Annotated in this window: 14 protein-coding genes; 7 read left to right on the plus strand and 7 right to left on the minus strand. The window is 61.2% G+C overall.

Features of this window, described 5'->3' with window-relative positions:
- The first annotated feature begins 278 nt into the window (after positions 1–278).
- A complete protein-coding gene (locus M0D68_RS09890; RefSeq protein ID WP_234486651.1) occupies positions 279–2,459 on the plus strand; it encodes a carbohydrate-binding protein in 2,181 nt (726 codons plus the stop codon).
- Between the two features lie 100 nt (positions 2,460–2,559).
- Here the strand turns inward: M0D68_RS09890 and M0D68_RS09895 are convergent, their stop codons facing one another.
- Positions 2,560–3,453 carry a LysR family transcriptional regulator gene (locus M0D68_RS09895; protein ID WP_200619146.1) on the minus strand — a complete coding sequence of 298 codons (894 nt, stop codon included), beginning with the start codon at positions 3,451–3,453 and terminating at the stop codon, positions 2,560–2,562.
- 115 nt (positions 3,454–3,568) lie between these two features.
- Here M0D68_RS09895 and M0D68_RS09900 point away from each other — a divergent pair, with 115 nt between their 5' ends.
- On the plus strand, positions 3,569–4,399 hold the full coding sequence (locus M0D68_RS09900) for an SDR family oxidoreductase (RefSeq protein WP_200619147.1): 831 nt from the start codon (positions 3,569–3,571) through the stop codon (positions 4,397–4,399).
- Between the two features lie 52 nt (positions 4,400–4,451).
- Here the strand turns inward: M0D68_RS09900 and gcvA are convergent, their stop codons facing one another.
- A complete protein-coding gene (gene gcvA, locus M0D68_RS09905; RefSeq protein WP_200619148.1) occupies positions 4,452–5,360 on the minus strand; it encodes a transcriptional regulator GcvA in 909 nt (302 codons plus the stop codon).
- Between the two features lie 99 nt (positions 5,361–5,459).
- On the opposite strand from gcvA, the gene M0D68_RS09910 reads away from it, so the two are divergent.
- The gene (locus M0D68_RS09910; RefSeq protein WP_093646144.1) at positions 5,460–6,302 is read left to right on the plus strand and encodes a DMT family transporter; all 843 of its coding nucleotides are present in this window, start codon (positions 5,460–5,462) and stop codon (positions 6,300–6,302) included.
- Between the two features lie 53 nt (positions 6,303–6,355).
- Positions 6,356–7,117, plus strand: coding sequence for an SDR family oxidoreductase (locus M0D68_RS09915; protein WP_200619149.1), 762 nt, complete (start codon positions 6,356–6,358; stop codon positions 7,115–7,117).
- 113 nt (positions 7,118–7,230) lie between these two features.
- Here M0D68_RS09915 and M0D68_RS09920 read toward each other — a convergent pair whose 3' ends face one another.
- The 5 genes from M0D68_RS09920 to M0D68_RS09940 all read right to left on the minus strand — a co-directional run bounded on the left by M0D68_RS09920 (position 7,231) and on the right by M0D68_RS09940 (position 12,568).
- Entirely contained in the window at positions 7,231–8,658 is a 1,428-nt protein-coding gene (locus M0D68_RS09920; protein WP_093646140.1) for a cytosine permease, read from the minus strand.
- A 192-nt stretch (positions 8,659–8,850) separates the two neighbouring features.
- Positions 8,851–10,038, minus strand: coding sequence for an acetylornithine deacetylase (gene argE / locus M0D68_RS09925; RefSeq protein ID WP_200619150.1), 1,188 nt, complete (start codon positions 10,036–10,038; stop codon positions 8,851–8,853).
- A complete protein-coding gene (locus M0D68_RS09930; protein ID WP_200619151.1) occupies positions 10,031–10,708 on the minus strand; it encodes a DUF1028 domain-containing protein in 678 nt (225 codons plus the stop codon). Before M0D68_RS09930 ends, argE begins: the two co-directional genes overlap by 8 nt.
- Before the next feature lie 10 nt (positions 10,709–10,718).
- Positions 10,719–11,156 (minus strand): RidA family protein, encoded by a 438-nt coding sequence (locus M0D68_RS09935; RefSeq protein ID WP_054041383.1) that lies wholly within the window; start codon positions 11,154–11,156, stop codon positions 10,719–10,721.
- 53 nt (positions 11,157–11,209) lie between these two features.
- Complete coding sequence (locus M0D68_RS09940) at positions 11,210–12,568, minus strand: NAD(P)/FAD-dependent oxidoreductase (RefSeq protein ID WP_200619152.1); 1,359 nt, start codon at positions 12,566–12,568, stop codon at positions 11,210–11,212.
- A gap of 280 nt (positions 12,569–12,848) precedes the next feature.
- On the opposite strand from M0D68_RS09940, the gene M0D68_RS09945 reads away from it, so the two are divergent.
- From M0D68_RS09945 to M0D68_RS09955, 3 genes are all read left to right on the plus strand, one after another.
- Entirely contained in the window at positions 12,849–13,775 is a 927-nt protein-coding gene (locus M0D68_RS09945) for a LysR family transcriptional regulator (RefSeq protein ID WP_093646132.1), read from the plus strand.
- A gap of 182 nt (positions 13,776–13,957) precedes the next feature.
- The gene (locus M0D68_RS09950) at positions 13,958–15,124 is read left to right on the plus strand and encodes an SRPBCC family protein (protein WP_200619153.1); all 1,167 of its coding nucleotides are present in this window, start codon (positions 13,958–13,960) and stop codon (positions 15,122–15,124) included.
- 32 nt (positions 15,125–15,156) lie between these two features.
- Positions 15,157–16,338: an ABC transporter ATP-binding protein gene (locus M0D68_RS09955; protein WP_200619154.1), complete on the plus strand. Its 1,182-nt coding sequence runs from the start codon at positions 15,157–15,159 to the stop codon at positions 16,336–16,338.

Genomic DNA, 16,338 nt, shown 5'->3' on the forward strand with positions numbered 1-16,338 from the left:
GACCGCTTCCCAATTGCTATGGTCAGGTCGAACTCGTTACTTTTTCCGCACTGCAGAAACAACGGGATGAGGCTTGAAATTGCAACTGCTCTAGCAAATCGCATTGCCGTCTAATAACGGATCTTCGATTTTATCTTTTATGCATAAATTTCTGTATCCCTAAACATTCCCACGTGCTGGGATAACAAAAAATTTTTGGAGTTCCAGAGCAGACCTGAATATAGTCACTCCCAAAACAGCCCTGCCGCAAGAGTCAAGCGTTCAACCAGGAGACAGACATGAACCTGCTCGTGTACAGACGTTGTGTCATTTCGCTGTTAACCGCATTAACCGTGAGTGTGTCGTTGGGTTTGTCGGGTTGTGGCGGAGATGCGTCGGACGGTAGTGGCGCCGCCGTCTCGCTGAAGAGTCAACAGACCGCCGCGGCGGTCTCTGCCGCGCAAAGCGAATCCGCGGCGCAACAAAGCCGCCGCCTCTCGCGTCAGATCGCCGTGGTGCCGCCGCCAACGGGATGGTCGTCATGGAACAGCCTTGCGGAGAACGTGAATTACAACACGATCAAGGCCGAAGCCGATGGCCTTTCCGCACTGAATGCGCAGATAAAATCCGGCGCGCAATACGAGTACGTGAACACCGATGAAGGCTGGTGGACCTCAGGAACGAGAGATGCCAACGGCAACTTCGTCATCGACAACACTCAATGGCCGGGCGGCATGCCAGCCATCGCGCAATATATCCACAGCAAAGGGCTGAAAGCGGGCATCTACATCGACGCCGGCCCGCAGGGTTGCGGCACCCGAACCAACGGCACGCATTTCGTCGGTAGTGATTTTGCGCATTACGATCACGACTTCCTGCAATTCGCGCAGTGGGGATTCGACTTCGTGAAGGTCGACTTCTGCGGGGGCAGCGCAGCCGGCTATGATCCGCAGCAAGCCTATACGGCCATTGCCGATGCAATCGACAAAGCGTACGTGCAGACCGGCCACCGCGTGACGCTCAGCATCTGCGACTGGGGCACCATCGCCAATAACAGCACGTACCCCGACTTCAACGAGGGACCGTGGGCGTGGGCCGCCGGAGTTGGCCGGATGTGGAGAACGACGGGCGACATCTATGGGCCGAACAGCGGCGCGCCGAATTTCGGCAGCGTGACCGGCAACTTTCTTGGCAACTATCACCCCGAGGGCCAGCACACCGGTTTCTACAACGACCCCGACATGATGGTGGTCGGCATGGGCATGACAGCGGTTCACGATCAGGCGCACATGAGCCTGTGGGCGATCGCCGGCGCACCGCTGATTCTCGGCAACGACCTGTCGAAGCCGCTGACCGCGGATGCCACGCAGTTGATGACCAATACCGGTGTCATTGCGGTCGACCAGGACCTGCTTGGCACACAAGGCGTAAAGGTCGCGCAGTCCGGCGCACAGCAGGTGTGGGCGAAGCTTCTGGCCGGCCAGGGACAGCGCGCTGTCGTGCTGTTCAACAACGGCGCGACGGACGCGCCGATGACGGTCACGTGGCAGCAACTCGGCCTGGTGTCGAACGCGCGCGCGAGTGTGCGTGATCTGTGGGCCAGCAAGCAACTCGGCTCGTTTGTCACTTCGTATACGGCCCCAACGGTGCCGGCGGGCGGCGCTGTGATGCTCCTGGTAAGCGGACAAGACATCGCCGCGACGACCTACCAGCCGACCTCACTTGGCGGTGGCGCGTCGTACACGCACTGCTCGGACTGCGACGGCGGCAAGATCGTTCGGGGACTTGGCACTGTAACCTTCGGCAACGTCGCATCGACCGGCACCGGCGGATACGTTGCGATTGCCTATGCGAACCGCTCTCGCGAAACGCTGACCGCGCAACTTTCGACAAACGGCGGCCAGCCGACCACCGTGGCATTTCCGCCGACCGGCGGCGAAGGGCGCATTGGCACGGTCGCGGTCTACGTGCCGCTGCAAACCGGTGGGGCTAATTCGCTGACGTTGTCGAGCGCGGACAGTAGCGCGCCCACGCCCGAGATCGGCACAGTCACTGTCGTCGCCGGCCCGGTGACGCTACCGCCGTTCAAGGCCGCTTACGAGGCAGAAGCGTCGACCAGCGTGCTCGCCGGTGGCGCGCGTATTTCGACATGCAGCGCTTGTTCGGGTGGCTCGGACGTCGGCTATATCGGCAACGGCGGGACGTTGACGATCAACGACATTAGTGTCCCCGCGGACGGTACCTACACCGTGTTGGTGGGTTATGCGAACGGCGACTCGGCGCCGCGCTCCGCGGACATCAGCTTTAACGGATCAACGCCTGTCACGGTGTCGTTTCCGCCGAGCGGTGGCTGGGGCACCGTCTCGACGCTCGCTGTAACGGGCACGTTCAAGGCGGGCAACACGAACGCGCTGATTTTCTCGAACCCTTCGGGTTGGGCGCCGGACATCGATGGCGTTAGCGCGCCGACAGCGCAATAGCTTCAGTTGAAGGAACTGCGCCGCCGTCTTCAACGGCGGCGCAGACTGCATGCGACCTGGGCGGTCGGCCAGGCTCCTCGACAACGGACATTCACATGCGCTAGTGATTGACCTCTCGCAGCACGTCTATGAACGCCCGCAGACCAGCAGGCACGTGGCGATGCCCGGGATAGTACAGGCAGAGCCCCGGGATGAACGGGCACCAGTCTTCCAGCACGGTAACCAGCCGGCCGTCGTCCAGCCAGTCGCGGGCCGTGGACTCCGGTACATACGCGAGGCCCAAACCATCGGACGCGGCCTCGACCATCAGACCGTTGTGATCCAGCGTGAGCACGCCGGGAACATCGATCGCCACCTCCTGCCCGTGCTTGCGAAACTCCCAGCGGTAGCGTTTGCCGCTCGGCAGACGTTGGCGAATACAGTCGTGGCTGTGAAGGTCGTCGGGCGTGATGAGTGGTGTTCGACCCGCGAGATACGAAGGCGCCGCAACGACTACGAAGCGAAGATCGTCGCTGATGCGCACCGCCACCATGTCGCGCGGGACCGACTCGCCAAGCCGTACTCCGGCATCGAAACCTTGCTCGACGATATCCACGAGCCGCCCCTCTGCAACCAGATCGAGCGCCATGCCGGGAAAGCGCTTCAGAAAACGCGGCACCACCGTTTTCAATAACAGTCGCGCTGCACCCTCATTGGCGTTGATCCTGAGCGTGCCGCTCGGATTGCCGCGCGCATCGGCGACGGCGTCCAGTGCCTCGTCGAGATCGCGGAGCACGGGCGCAAGCCGGGCGAGCAATGCTTCGCCGGCTTCTGTCGGCGACACGCTGCGCGTCGTGCGGTTGAGCAGGCGTACGCCCAATTCGCGCTCCAGGGCGAGCATGGCGTGACTTAGCGAGGAGCGCGAAACGCCGAGTGCATCGGCGGCACGGCGGAAACTCCGATGCGTTGCGACAGCGGAAAACGCGGTGAGATCGGCAAGTGTCGGCTTGGTCATTGGTGGCGAATTTTCACGGGGTCATACGTACTATAGAGACTTCTCTGACCAATGACGGGTCCCTAGACTGGTGATCAGGCAATGCCATTCCATCCACTCTATGGAGAGACACACCATGGTGAAGACCTGGTTTATCACCGGCACGTCGTCAGGCCTCGGCCGGCTACTCGCGGAGCGCCTGCTGCAACGCGGCGATCGGGTCGTCGCGACGCTGCGGCACGAGGGGGCGCTCGATGAGCTGAAGCAACAGTACGACGACCGGTTGCATGTGTTGACACTCGATGTCACCGACATCCGCGAGGTGCACACGAATATCTCCGCCGCATTCGAAGCGATGGGCCGCATCGATGTGGTCGTGAACAACGCGGGCTACGGGTTATTCGGCGCGGCCGAGGAAGTGACTGATGAACAGATTGAGCGGCAGATTGCCACCAATCTCACAGGATCGATTCAGGTCATCCGTGCGGCGCTGCCTCACCTGCGCCGCCAGGGCGGCGGCCGGATCGTTCAGGTTTCGTCCGAAGGTGGACAGATCGCTTACCCGAATTTCAGCCTCTATCACGCTACGAAATGGGGCATCGAAGGTTTCGTGGAGTCGGTAGCGAAGGAGGTGGGGCCATTCGGCATCGACTTCGTGATCGTGGAGCCGGGGCCGACGAGCACGCAGTTCGGTGCCGGTCTCGATCACGCGGTGCCGATGCCCGAGTACGACGATACCCCGGCGGGCGACGTCAGGCGGGCAATCGCATCCAACAGCTTTGCAATTCGGGGCGATGCCGGCAGGACGGTCACCGCAATGATCGTCGCGGCGGACTCGGCACATCCGCCGTTACGCCTGACGCTTGGCGGCGGTGCCTACGACTCGATCAGGGCTGCGTTGGCTGAGCGTCTGAGGGTGCTCGAAGCGCAAAAGGACATCGCGTTTTCAGTCGATTCGATAAGCTAGGCGTCGGAGCGCTTCAGTCGCCCCGCTCCGATAGCGCTCAGCGAGCCCACATCTAAGGGGCCGTCTCCGTTCGTGAACGCATCCCCTCGCGCTCGAGCCATGAGCGGAACAGCACGATCACGTCATCTGCAGACCTCCCATCCGGAACGTAAGTGCAATAGCTCCGCGACGGTAGGCGAGGGCCAGCGAACGGCGCGACAAGCCGGCCGGTAGCAAGGTCGTCTGAGACAAGCGCAGTCGGTCCCATCGCGATGCCTATGCCATCGATGGCAGCCTGCAACGTCAGATAGAAGTGATCGAAGGTGAGGGTGGCAGCCGGGCGGAGTGCGGAAATTTGTGCTTTCGCCAGCCAGTCCGGCCAGAGTCGCGGCAGACTCGACGTGTGCAGCAACGTATGCTCCCGTAGATCGTCTGGCATCCGAAGCGGCAGTCGCTGCAAGAGTGTCGGACTACAGACCGGGAGTCTCTCCTCGGACAGGAAAAGCTGCATCGAGTAGCCATAAAACGTGTCCGGGCCACCCCGGATAACGATGTCATAGATCTCTTTCAAGCTCTCCACCGACTCGTTCGACGTCTCCACCTTGACGTCCACGTCGGGATGCTCGGCGCGGAATTGCGCCAGTCTCGGCACCAGCCAGCGCAACGTGAAGGTCGCGGGCGCGTTCACGGACAGTGTTCGCGAGACCGTTTCGAGCAAACCATATCGGGCGGTTGCCTGCGAGAGCTGCTCGAACAAAGGACCGACTTCCGCCAGGTACGCCTCGGCCGCCGGGGTCAGCACCACGCGCCGGTTGTGCCGTTCGAATAAGGATGCGCCGAGCCACTCCTCGAGCAGTCGAACGTGCTGACTCACCGCACCGTGAGTGACGTGCAATTCCGCAGAGGCTTCCTTGAAGCTGCCGAGTCGGCCTGCGGCCTCGAAGGCACGCAATGCATTGAGTGGAGGCAATGTCCGCTTCATTCGAAATAGTTTATCTAACGCGAATGGCCAATTTATCTGGTTTGATGGTCCGCCACAAGATAGATATTCTTCTTAATACCTTCTCTTTCCGGAACTCGAATGCTCAGTTATACCGGCGGCTTCGTTCTCCTCGCCGCTCTGCTTCACGCGAGCTGGAACGCGATGCTGCACGGCAACGACGACCGGTTCCTGTCCATGACATGGATGAGCATCGCCATCGCGGCAGCCTCTACGGTCGTGATTCTGTTCACGCCGTTACCGTCCGACACGGCCTGGCCGTACATCGTCGCATCGGGGCTCGTGCATATCGTCTACAACGTGACGCTCGTACGGTCGTATCGCAGCAACGATCTGGCGCAGGCGTATCCGATCGCGCGCGGCTCGTCGCCCCTGCTCGTCACGCTCGGCGCGGCGCTCTTTGCGCATGAGTCGATCGGTCCGTTGCATGTGCTCGGGATCGTGATGATATCGGGTGGCATCGTCGCAATCGCCCTGGAGAGGGGGCGCGTGTCGCGTACAGGTTTGCTGGCCGCGCTGACGACCGGCGTGACGATCGCCATCTATACCGTGATCGACGGCATCGGCGTGCGTTTATCCGGTGGCGAGGCACTCGCCTACACCGCGTGGATGTTCCTGTTTTATTGGCTGATGCCGATGCTGTTCGTCGCAACGCGTGGGATTGCGGCGCTGTGGACTCCTGTAAAGACGGTGCCAATAGCAATCGGCTCATCGCTCTTCGGGGGCCTCGTGTCGATCGCGGCGTATGGCATCGTGATATGGGCGCTGCAGTCGGGCGCGATGGGTGCGGTATCGGCCTTGCGCGAGACCAGCGTGGTGTTCGCGGTGCTGATCGGGCGTGGGTTTCTGCGTGAAACGGTCAGTGGAAAACGCTGGCTCGCGTGCGTGATCGTCGCGGGTGGGGCGGTTTGTTTGGGCCTTTGACATTGCGCGTTTGCGCTCTTTTATACCGGCACTATCACGTGGAGGATCACTAAATGAATGCTGTTCCGCAGGCCCCGTTGATTCTGATAACGGGTGGAGGTCGCGGCGTAGGCGCGGCGACTGCGCGGCTTGCCGCCGCACAAGGTTACGATGTAGCGATCAGTTTCGTCTCCAACGAGTCTGCCGCCCTTGCGGTGGCGGCTGATGTGGAAGCGCTCGGGCGCCGGGCTTTAGCCATGCGCGCAGACAGCGCAGATCCAGAGCAGGTCGCTGAGCTATTCGCCGCGATCGACCGGAAGTTTGGCCGGATCGACGTGCTGGTGAACAACGCTGCGATCATTGCGCAGCAGTCCCGGCTGGAAGATCTCGAATTCGAGCGGATGCAGCGTATCTTCGCGATCAACTCGATCGGCGCCATCCTCTGTGCGCAGCAGGCGGTGAAGCGGATGTCGTATCGTCACAACGGGCGGGGCGGCGCCGTGATCAACATCTCATCGGCGTCGGCCCGGCTTGGCAGTCCAAACGAATATGTCGACTACGCGGCGTCGAAGGGTGCGCTTGAGACATTCACTATCGGCTTCGCCAAAGAAGTCGCGCGGGATGGGATACGCGTCAACTGCATTCGCCCTGGGCACATTTACACTGAGATGCATGCTAACGGCGGCGAGCCGGGACGGGTGGATCGCGTTAAAGACTCGATCCCCATGGGAAGAGGCGGTCAACCTGAAGAGGTTGCGCGGGCGATCCTATGGCTAGCAGGCGCCGAGGCTTCCTTCATCACCGGCACATTCCTCGATGTCACTGGCGGGAAGTAAGCAGCAGGGTACCGCTATGGCAGATTAGCGACCACCCGCTGACCCGATCCCGCGAAGCATGAGATCGATACCGGCTAGAAAATCGGCACGGTCGTCGTGACCGCGCAATATGCTCATGACTGTCTCGCCGGACCACGCGTGACACTTGCACCGGACTGTCTGCGCCGATAGTCGGTGTCCCGCGACGCGAGCCAGTAATACAGCGGCGATGTCAGAAGCAAGCCGATCACCCACGAGAGATCCGCACCGTCGAGATACTTCGGCACGGGACCCGTATACATCGGCGTGCTCATGAACGGAATCTGCACGACGATGCCGATCCCATAGGCAATCAGCGCTTGCGGATTGAAGCGGCCGTAGATGCCGCCGTCCACCTGGAAGATCGACTGGATGTCGTATTTCCCCTTGTGGATCACATAGAAGTCGATCAGGTTGATCGCAGTCCACGGCACCAGCACGACCAGCAGCGCGAGCACGAGATCAACCAGATTGCCGACGAAGTTCGTCGAAGCGCCGATCGCTCCGTAGCAGGATGCAAGGAGAATCGCAATCGACAGCACGGCACGCGCCTTCGCCGTGGGAATCCAGCGATAAGCGAATGTCTGCAGCGACGTGATGGCCGCGAGCACCGCGCCGTAAAGATTCAGCGCGTTATGGCTGATCACGCTCAGCAGGAAGAGGACGAGCATCGGCAGCCCGAGCGGTCCGGTGGCCTGCTTGACGGCGTCCATCGCGTCGGCGCCGGGCGGCACCGCGAGCACGGCTACTGCGCCGAAGACGAACGCGAGCGTTGAGCCAATCGTGCAGCCGAGGTAGGTCGCCCAGAACGTCGATGCGACGCGCACGTTTTGCGGCAGATAGCGCGAATAGTCGGACACGTACGGGGCGAACGCAATTTGCCAGAGCGCCGACAGCGAAACGGTCGCGAGCCAGCCGGCGAAGTTGAATCCGCCGCGCGTCAGGAAATCGCCTGTAGAGATATGCGTGAGGATATAGCCGAACCCGATGAAAATCCCGATTCCAAGCACCCAGGTGCCGATGCGATTCAAAATATGAATTAGCCGGTAACCGATGACCCCGATCAGCCCTGATCCCATCGCGCCGATCACGATGCCGACAGGAACCGGAATGCCATGTTCGATGCCATGCAGGGACTTCCCGGCAAGCACGATATTGGACGCGAAGAAGCCCACGTACATCACGCCTGCGATCACGGTGACGAGCAGCGCGCCCCATGAACCGAACTGCGCACGGCTTTGAATCATCTGCGGGATGCCCATCTGCGGGCCCTGCGCCGAATGCAACGCCATCAGCACGCCGCCGACCGCCTGACCGACGATGATCGCTACGATGCCCCACAGCAAGTTCAGGTGGAATATCTGCACGCCGAGTGCGCCGGTAACGATGGGCAATGGCGCGATATTGCCGCCGAACCATAGCGTGAACAGGTCGCGCACCTTGCCATGGCGATCTTCTGGCGGCACGTAGCCGATGGTGTGTTTTTCGATCAACGGCGAAGCGTCGCGTTCGGAAGTATTCAAGTTTGTCTCCAGTGTTGACAGGAGCTAGCGCGTTACTCTGGTCCCATGCAAAGCTCTTACTCCTGTCGCATGCTCTGCGCCTTGCGTAATCAGGCGTGTTCGGTCCACCGAATCGCCATGCCTGGCATTCGAAAGTATTTGAGTTACGTGGTCTTGCAGATCGTCTAACTTCGGCGCGAGACAGTGGTCTCGCTATTTGATGCATACGTCTCGCGACGCGGCCGTGGCCGAAATGTAATCTCCCAACCGAGCCAGCATCGCATCGCACTGGTGCAATTGCTCGACGGTGACGAATTCGTCCGGCTTATGCCCCTGGTCCATGCTGCCGGGTCCGCAGACAACCGTTGGAATGCCCGCCTTATCGAACAGTCCGCCCTCGGTGCCGAATGCAACCGTGCCGAACTCGTTGGAACCGCTGAGCAGCGCCAAAAGACGCGCCGCTTCACTGTCAGGCGACGTGGCTAATCCCGGATAGGCGGAGAGCGGCTGAAGGCGGATGTCAGTGTCGGATTGCACGGCGCGCATCTTCGGCAGCAGCTCAGCCTCGGCGTAGGTCAGCAACTCGTCGGCTACCTGGTTTGCGTCGAAACCAGGCAACGCGCGCACTTCAAAGTCGAATTCGCATTCGGCCGGCACGATGTTGAGCGCACGGCCGCCTTTTATCACGCCCGTCTGCACGGTCGAGAAGGGTGGATCGAATCGCTCGTCGTGATGCTGAGGCTGCGCCAACTGCTCGCCGATCTCTTCCAGGCGGCCGATCATCCGCGCCGCGTATTGAATCGCGTTGACGCCATACGGCGCATAAGCCGAATGACAAGGCGCACCTTTCACCTGACAGCGCATCGCCAGCTTGCCCTTGTGGCCCAGCACCGGCTTAAGCTCGGTCGGCTCGCCGATCAGGCACAGGGCCGGCTTGTGCGCACGCCGCTCAAGTTCCGCCAGCATCGGCCGCAGGCCGAGGCAGCCGACTTCCTCGTCGTACGAAAAGGCGAGGTGCACCGGCTGTTTCAGCTCGCGCTCGAGAAACCCGGGCACCGCTGCCAGCACCGAAGCGATGAAGCCCTTCATGTCGGCCGTGCCGCGGCCATACAGCCGCCCGTCGCGTTCAGTGAGACGGAATGGATCGACGGTCCACGCCTGACCATCGACAGGCACCACGTCGGTGTGGCCGGACAGCACGATGCCGCCGTGCTCACGCGGACCGATGGTCGCGAACAGATTCGCCTTGGTGCGCTCGGCGTTGTAGAACAGCTCGCTTTCGACACCGAGTTCTTCCAGGTAAGCCCGAATGAATTCGATCATGTCCAGATTGGAGTCCCGGCTGACCGTGGCGAAGCCGGTCAGCCGTTCGAGCAGCGCCCGGCTGGATCGGTCATTCATTGCCGGGCACTCCGTAGCTAGGCGCGGCGGTCGGATTCAACGCCCGGGTCAAGTAGTCCTGCATCTGCGGCCGATACGCTTGCCATAGTCCATCGAGATGGCCGATGGGGTCTTCATCAATCCAATCGACCCGCAAATCGACGATCGGCCAGCTCACGTCGCCTACGATCTTGAGCGCCGCTGAATGCACGGGCCCCGCTTCGCCGCCGGCAGCCATCGCGGCATGCATGGCCGCGAGCAGGCGATCGGCCAGTGTGCCGGATGCTTGCTCGAACGCCGGAAGCATTGCCTCGATTACTTCGATGCCGGCGAGCATGTTGCCTGCGGCTACGCACTGCTTGCCGGCGACAGCGTGATACGTGCCCAACGCTTCCTTGCCGCTGAAGAACGCCGTGCGCCCCTCGCTATCGATCACCGTCACTTGGCGGTACTCGCTCCACTCGCTCGCGCCGAGCACATGGTCCAATGCAACGGCGGGATCGAGTTGCCCGTTTCCGAGAAGATCGAGAATCTGCGGGCCGAGCGCGGGCAGGGTGACGTTCTGCGTCGCCACCGCGCCCACGCCTGCGCGCAACCATGGGCATCGAGCGCCCACCGCGATGCTGGACGAACTGATCGCGATGCCAAGCTGCCCGGATTCTGGACAACGTCCGACGATTGAGAATGTCATGTCCCTCTCCTTAGGCCGTCGGCGGCGTCCATCCATCCGGAATGACCGCGATAACGTCGATTTCCATCAACCACTGCGGCTGACCCAACGCGACCACAACCAGGCCCGTCGAAATAGGAAACACGCCCTTTAACCACTTGCCGACTTCCTGATAGACCGGCTCGCGGTAGCGGATGTCAGTCAGGAACGTTGTGGTCTTGACGATGTGAGACAGGTCGCTGCCGGCTTCTTCGAGCAACTGCTTAACGTTTTTCATCGCTTGCTCAGCCTGGGCGCGCGGATCGCCGATGCCGATCAGGCGACCTTCGAAGTCCGTGCCCACCTGGCCGCGGACATAGACTGTATTGCCGGCGCGCACGGCCTGACAAAGATCGTTGTCGAGCGTCTGGTTCGGATACGTATCCTTCGTGTTGAACATGCGGATACGGGTATGCGTAGGTTGGCTCATCAATGCACCTTAATGTAGGAAGAAATGGATCGCGGATTAAAGAGGCGTATGCATCAATTCACGCCCATCTCGCTGACTTTGTGGATGCGTGAGCCGGCGGAGGTGTTGTCAACGCTTTCAACCCTTTCCTCGCCGCGGCTCGGTGCCTGGCCTTGCGAGTCGTCGTAGTAAGCCAGGTATTTACGCTGCGTGACGATGTGATCGGCAATGTGCTTCGCGTCGTGCCACACGCCCCAGATGAATGCGGACCCTCGGCGCGATAGCCAGGGCAGGCCGATGAAATAGATGCCGGGCTCCTTCGATACGCCGCGCTGATGTTTCGGCTTACCCTTTTCATCGAAGGCGTTGACGTTCAACCAGCTAAAATCGACTGCATATCCGGTCGCCCAGACAATCGATGTCACGCCGGCTTTCGCCAGATCGAGATCGTGCAACGGGTGCGTCACGCATTCCGGATCCGCAGGAATGACGCGGGCTTCGGGCTCTTCGGGAAGATCGAGACCGTTACGCTCGGCGTACGCGTCGGCAGCGTCCAGCAGCGACAGATAGTTTTCGTCGCCGCGCGCGATGTTTTCCGCGAGATCGGCTTCGAAGGTCACCACGCCGTTATCGAACGATTTCGTGAGACCCACGAGCGTGATGCCCTGATTCGCGAGACGCCGAAAGTCCACCGTATGGCCGCCACGCGAACCGCTCACTGCAATGGTGACGTGCTCTCTGCCGGGCTTCATGACCTCTGCATCCCATTCGCCGAGCACGCCGAGCCACCAGCAGAAGTCGCGGCCGCGATAGGCGCGCGGTGGACGATCGTGCGCCCCGACCGACAGATAGACGCGCTTGCCCGCACGTTGCAACTCGTCCGCGATTTGCACGCCTGACGATCCGGCCCCGACCACCAACACGCCCCCTTCGGGCAATTGCCCGGGATTGCGATAGTCGGCGGAATGAATCTGCGTGAGACTCGAATCTTGCGGTGCGATTGGCGGAATGACAGGGCGCTGGAAGGGCCCCGTCGCGACTACCACGCGATTGGCCTCGATCGTGCCCTCCGATGTTTCGATGGTGAAGCCTGGGCGCCCCGCATTGCGCACGACCTTTTTCACTTCCACACCGGTGCGGATCGGCGCTTCAAACTTCTCCGCATAAGCGACGAAATAGTCCGCGACCTGCTCCTTCGACGCGAATGCGTTGGGGTCAAAGTCGGCGAACTCGAGATTGGGGAAACGATCGTGCCACGCGGGACCATTGGCAACCAGCGAATCCCAGCGTCCCGTGCGCCAGCGCTCGGCGATACGAGCGCGTTCGAGCACGAGATGCGGCACGCCAAGCTTGCTCAAATGTTCGCTCATGGCGACGCCGGCCTGGCCGGCGCCGACGACGAGCGTGTCGATTGACGTTGTTTCCACTGTCATAGCTGTGTCCTTCTGAAAAGGCGGAATGTTTCGATTCGATCGCAGCATCGAGGCATCGCGGCGCAGCGGCCTGCGAGGGCTCGCGATCGTGGCGGACCCGGTAGTGTTTTCCGACAGCGCGTCGCCACCTGGTCCGTTCGTCTTTCGTGAAAATCTACGCGCCCATTCAGAATCTGAAAAATATATTTAAAAAATGCATAGCATCGGATTTACCTATGCAAGCCTTTTTGATCGCTTCACAATGCCGCCCATTGGGGACTTTGAACACGGAGCGTTGCAGATGGAGAGTCAACCGTTGCGCTACTCGTTGCGCCAGTTGCGCTATTTCGTGGTTACCGCGGAAGCGCTGTCTTTCACTGCCGCCGCGAAGCGTCTGCACATTTCGCAGCCGTCGATCTCGACGGCGCTCGCGGACCTCGAAGTGTCGTTCGGTGTGCAACTCTTCATACGGCATCACGCGAGCGGTCTCTCGCTCACGCAAGCCGGTCGCGATCTGCTCGGGCAAGCGCGCAATCTGCTGAAGATTGCAGAGGAATTGCAGACGACCGCGAAGGAAATGGACGGCGGCATGACGGGCGTCATCACGCTCGGTTGCCTCGTCTCGCTTGCGCCGCCGCTCATGCCGCGGCTGATCAGCCGATTCGTCGACGAGCACGCGGGCATCTCGTTTCGCACAGTCGAGGCGCATCAGGATGGCCTCTTGCGTGGCCTGCACGACGGCTCGCTCGACATTGCGCTCACCTACAGCCTCGATTTGACAGAGGAAATCGCCTTCACGCCGCTGCTCTCGCTGCCGCCTTACGCAATCCTGCCGAGGACGCATCGTCTGGCACGCGCACGCAAGGTATCGCTCGCGGATCTCTTGCCCGAGCCCTACGTGATGCTCGACCTGCCGCACAGCCGCGAGTATTTCGCCGCGCTCTTCGATGCGGTGGGCAGCCGCCCCGTGCCCGCGTTCCGCTCGTCGCAGCCGGAAGTTGTGCGCGGCATGGTGGCCAACGGTCTCGGCTATAGCCTCCTGAACTTTCCGCTCAAATCGAATCGCACTGTGGATGGCGAAGAGTTCGTCATTAAGCGTTTCAAAGACAACGTCAACGCCACGATGCTCGGCATCGCGCAATCGCGCACGATGAAGCCGCGCCAGGTCGTCCATCGCTTCACATCATTCTGCGAAACCTATATACGGCGCCTGCATATCGACGCATGATCAGGAAAGCGCGATCGTCTGCTTTAAGCCCGCGCGCGCTGCATAGGCAAAACCTTTGCTTTGTATCTAAAAACAATATTTTGGCTTGCAATTTGGCTTGATAGATTGGTGTCCATGTTGAGCGCTACGCCGTAAAGCCTTGCGTTGCCGCGCTTTCACCGTGAAGAATCAAGGGGGACATCATGGCCAACCCGGCAAGGACGATCGCAGTGCAAGCGCTGGTCGACGAACTGCAGACGGGTTGCGAACGGTCATTCGGCGATGCGCATGCGATGCCGCCCGGTGTCTATACGTCGCCCGAATTCCTCACGCTGGAAGAGCGCGCTATCTTCGAGCGCGAATGGCAATGCGTCGGCCGCGCCAGTGCGCTCAAGGTGCCTGGCGATTACATGACGGCGCGACTTGGAGCGCAACCGATCGTCGTACTGCGCGACGAACAGATGCAGCTCAAGGCGATGTCGAACGTGTGCCTGCATCGCATGTCGGTGCTGCTCGAAGGACGTGGCAACGTACGCCGCATCGTCTGCCCCTATCACGCCTGGAACTATTCGCTGGATGGCGCCCTGCAAGGCGCGCCGCTCATGGATCGGCAAGAGGGCTTCTGCAAGGAAAGCTACAAGCTGCCCGCCGTGCGCTGCGAAGAATGGCAAGGCTGGATCTACGTGACACTCGACGAAAACGCACCGCCTGTTCACGCGCAGCTCGCCAAACTGAACGAGCTCATCGGTGCATACGGCATGTCGGACTACATCGAAACTTTCTATGAAGAGCACGTGTGGGACACGAACTGGAAGATCCTCGCGGAAAACTTCATGGAAAGCTATCACCTGCCCATGCTGCATCGCGCGACGGTAGGACCGCATTCGCGGCTCGATGAAATGGAATGTCCGCCGGGGTATCCAGCTTTTAACTATCACTGGATCACGAAGGAAGCGTCCTTGCCCATCGGCAACGCGCATCCGGACAATACGCGCCTCACGGGACATTGGCGCAAGACCACAGCGCTGCTCGCGATCTACCCGACGCATCTCGTCACGCTTACGCCGGGCTACTTCTGGTATCTCGTGCTGCAACCTCACGGCGTGGATCGCGTGCATATCCGCTTCGGCGGCGGGCTTGCGCCGGAGTTCGTCGCGGATACCGAGGCCAACGCGCACATGACGACGTTGAAGAAGCTGCTCGACGACGTGAACGCGGAAGACAAACGCGGCGTGGAAGCCGTCTTTCGCGGCGTGCACGCGCCGCTCGCGAAGCCCGGTCACTTAAGCCATCTCGAACGGCCCAACTATGATTTCGCCCGCTACATCGCTAGCAAAATCGCCGCGATGCAGCTCGAGAAAACGCATTGATCAAGACGCATCATCGACAGGACGCGATCACGATGTCAAACCCTTCCTTCATTTCGTTCTCGGGCGTAAGCAAGTCGTATGACGGCGCGCAATACGTCGTCGATGACTTGAACCTCGACGTGAGCAAGGGAGAATTCCTGTCGCTGCTGGGTCCGTCCGGTTCAGGCAAGACGACGACGCTCATGATGCTTGCGGGATTCGAATCGCCCACGCGCGGCGAGATACGCCTCGACGGACGGCGGCTCGACGACAAGCCTCCGCATCAGCGCGACATCGGCATGGTGTTTCAGAACTACGCGCTCTTTCCGCATCTGACGATTGCAGAGAATGTCGCGTTTCCGCTCTCTGTGCGGCGCGTCAGCCGCGCCGAGCAGAAGACGCGCGTGAAGCGCGCGCTCGAGATGGTCGAACTGCCGCATCTGGCGAACCGGCGTCCCGCGCAGCTCTCCGGCGGGCAGCAGCAGCGCGTGGCCCTCGCTCGCGCGCTCGTGTTCGAGCCGAGCGTCGTGCTGATGGACGAGCCGCTCGGTGCGCTTGACAAGCGCCTGCGCGAAACCATGCAGTACGAAATCATGCGCCTGCATCGCGAGTTGTCGCTTACGATCGTCTACGTGACGCACGATCAGGCCGAAGCGCTGACCATGTCGGACCGCGTCGCCGTGTTTTCCGATGGCCGTATTCAGCAAGCCGCCACGCCCAGCGAACTCTACGAGAACGCGCAGAACGCCTTCGTCGCCAACTTCGTCGGCGAAAACAACGGGCTGACCGGGCGCGTCGTCAATGCGAACGAGGAGTGGGCGACGCTCGCGCTCTCGGACGGCAGCGTCATTCGTGGCCGCTGCGAGCCCGGCCTGAGCATGGGCGACGAAGCGATGCTCGCTCTGCGCCCCGAGCGCGCACATATCCCGAGCGCCGAAGGCGCGCCCGTCGACGAACACAGCAACGTGGTGCGCGCACGCGTCGAGGAACTGGTGTATTGCGGCGATCATCATCGCGTGCACCTCGCGCTCGGTTCGCGCGACTCCTTCGTCGTGAAAGTGCCCAATACGCAGCGCCATGCGCTGCCTTCGCCCGGCAGCACGATCGAGATCGCATGGCGCCACGACGACTGCAAGATTCTCGCGATGAGCGTGCCACGCAGCGCGCCCGTGATTCCCGCATCCACACCGCTCTCACCTTCCATCATCACGACCGCACCAGCAGGAGCCAACTGA

Source organism: Paraburkholderia sp. SEWSISQ10-3 4 (assembly GCF_030464785.1).
GTDB classification, from domain to species: domain Bacteria; phylum Pseudomonadota; class Gammaproteobacteria; order Burkholderiales; family Burkholderiaceae; genus Paraburkholderia; species Paraburkholderia aspalathi.

Excerpts from the sequence above, each read along its gene's own strand:
- gcvA (WP_200619148.1), bottom strand. The coding sequence starts at position 5,360 with ATGAAGCGGACATTGCCTCCACTCAATGCATTGCGTGCCTTCGAGGCC.
- M0D68_RS09910 (WP_093646144.1), top strand. The coding sequence starts at position 5,460 with ATGCTCAGTTATACCGGCGGCTTCGTTCTCCTCGCCGCTCTGCTTCAC.
- M0D68_RS09895 (WP_200619146.1), bottom strand. The coding sequence starts at position 3,453 with ATGACCAAGCCGACACTTGCCGATCTCACCGCGTTTTCCGCTGTCGCA.
- M0D68_RS09890 (WP_234486651.1), top strand. The coding sequence starts at position 279 with ATGAACCTGCTCGTGTACAGACGTTGTGTCATTTCGCTGTTAACCGCA.
- M0D68_RS09940 (WP_200619152.1), bottom strand. The coding sequence starts at position 12,568 with ATGACAGTGGAAACAACGTCAATCGACACGCTCGTCGTCGGCGCCGGC.
- M0D68_RS09915 (WP_200619149.1), top strand. The coding sequence starts at position 6,356 with ATGAATGCTGTTCCGCAGGCCCCGTTGATTCTGATAACGGGTGGAGGT.
- M0D68_RS09930 (WP_200619151.1), bottom strand. The coding sequence starts at position 10,708 with ATGACATTCTCAATCGTCGGACGTTGTCCAGAATCCGGGCAGCTTGGC.
- M0D68_RS09955 (WP_200619154.1), top strand. The coding sequence starts at position 15,157 with ATGTCAAACCCTTCCTTCATTTCGTTCTCGGGCGTAAGCAAGTCGTAT.
- M0D68_RS09950 (WP_200619153.1), top strand. The coding sequence starts at position 13,958 with ATGGCCAACCCGGCAAGGACGATCGCAGTGCAAGCGCTGGTCGACGAA.
- argE (WP_200619150.1), bottom strand. The coding sequence starts at position 10,038 with ATGAATGACCGATCCAGCCGGGCGCTGCTCGAACGGCTGACCGGCTTC.
- M0D68_RS09935 (WP_054041383.1), bottom strand. The coding sequence starts at position 11,156 with ATGAGCCAACCTACGCATACCCGTATCCGCATGTTCAACACGAAGGAT.
- M0D68_RS09900 (WP_200619147.1), top strand. The coding sequence starts at position 3,569 with ATGGTGAAGACCTGGTTTATCACCGGCACGTCGTCAGGCCTCGGCCGG.
- M0D68_RS09945 (WP_093646132.1), top strand. The coding sequence starts at position 12,849 with ATGGAGAGTCAACCGTTGCGCTACTCGTTGCGCCAGTTGCGCTATTTC.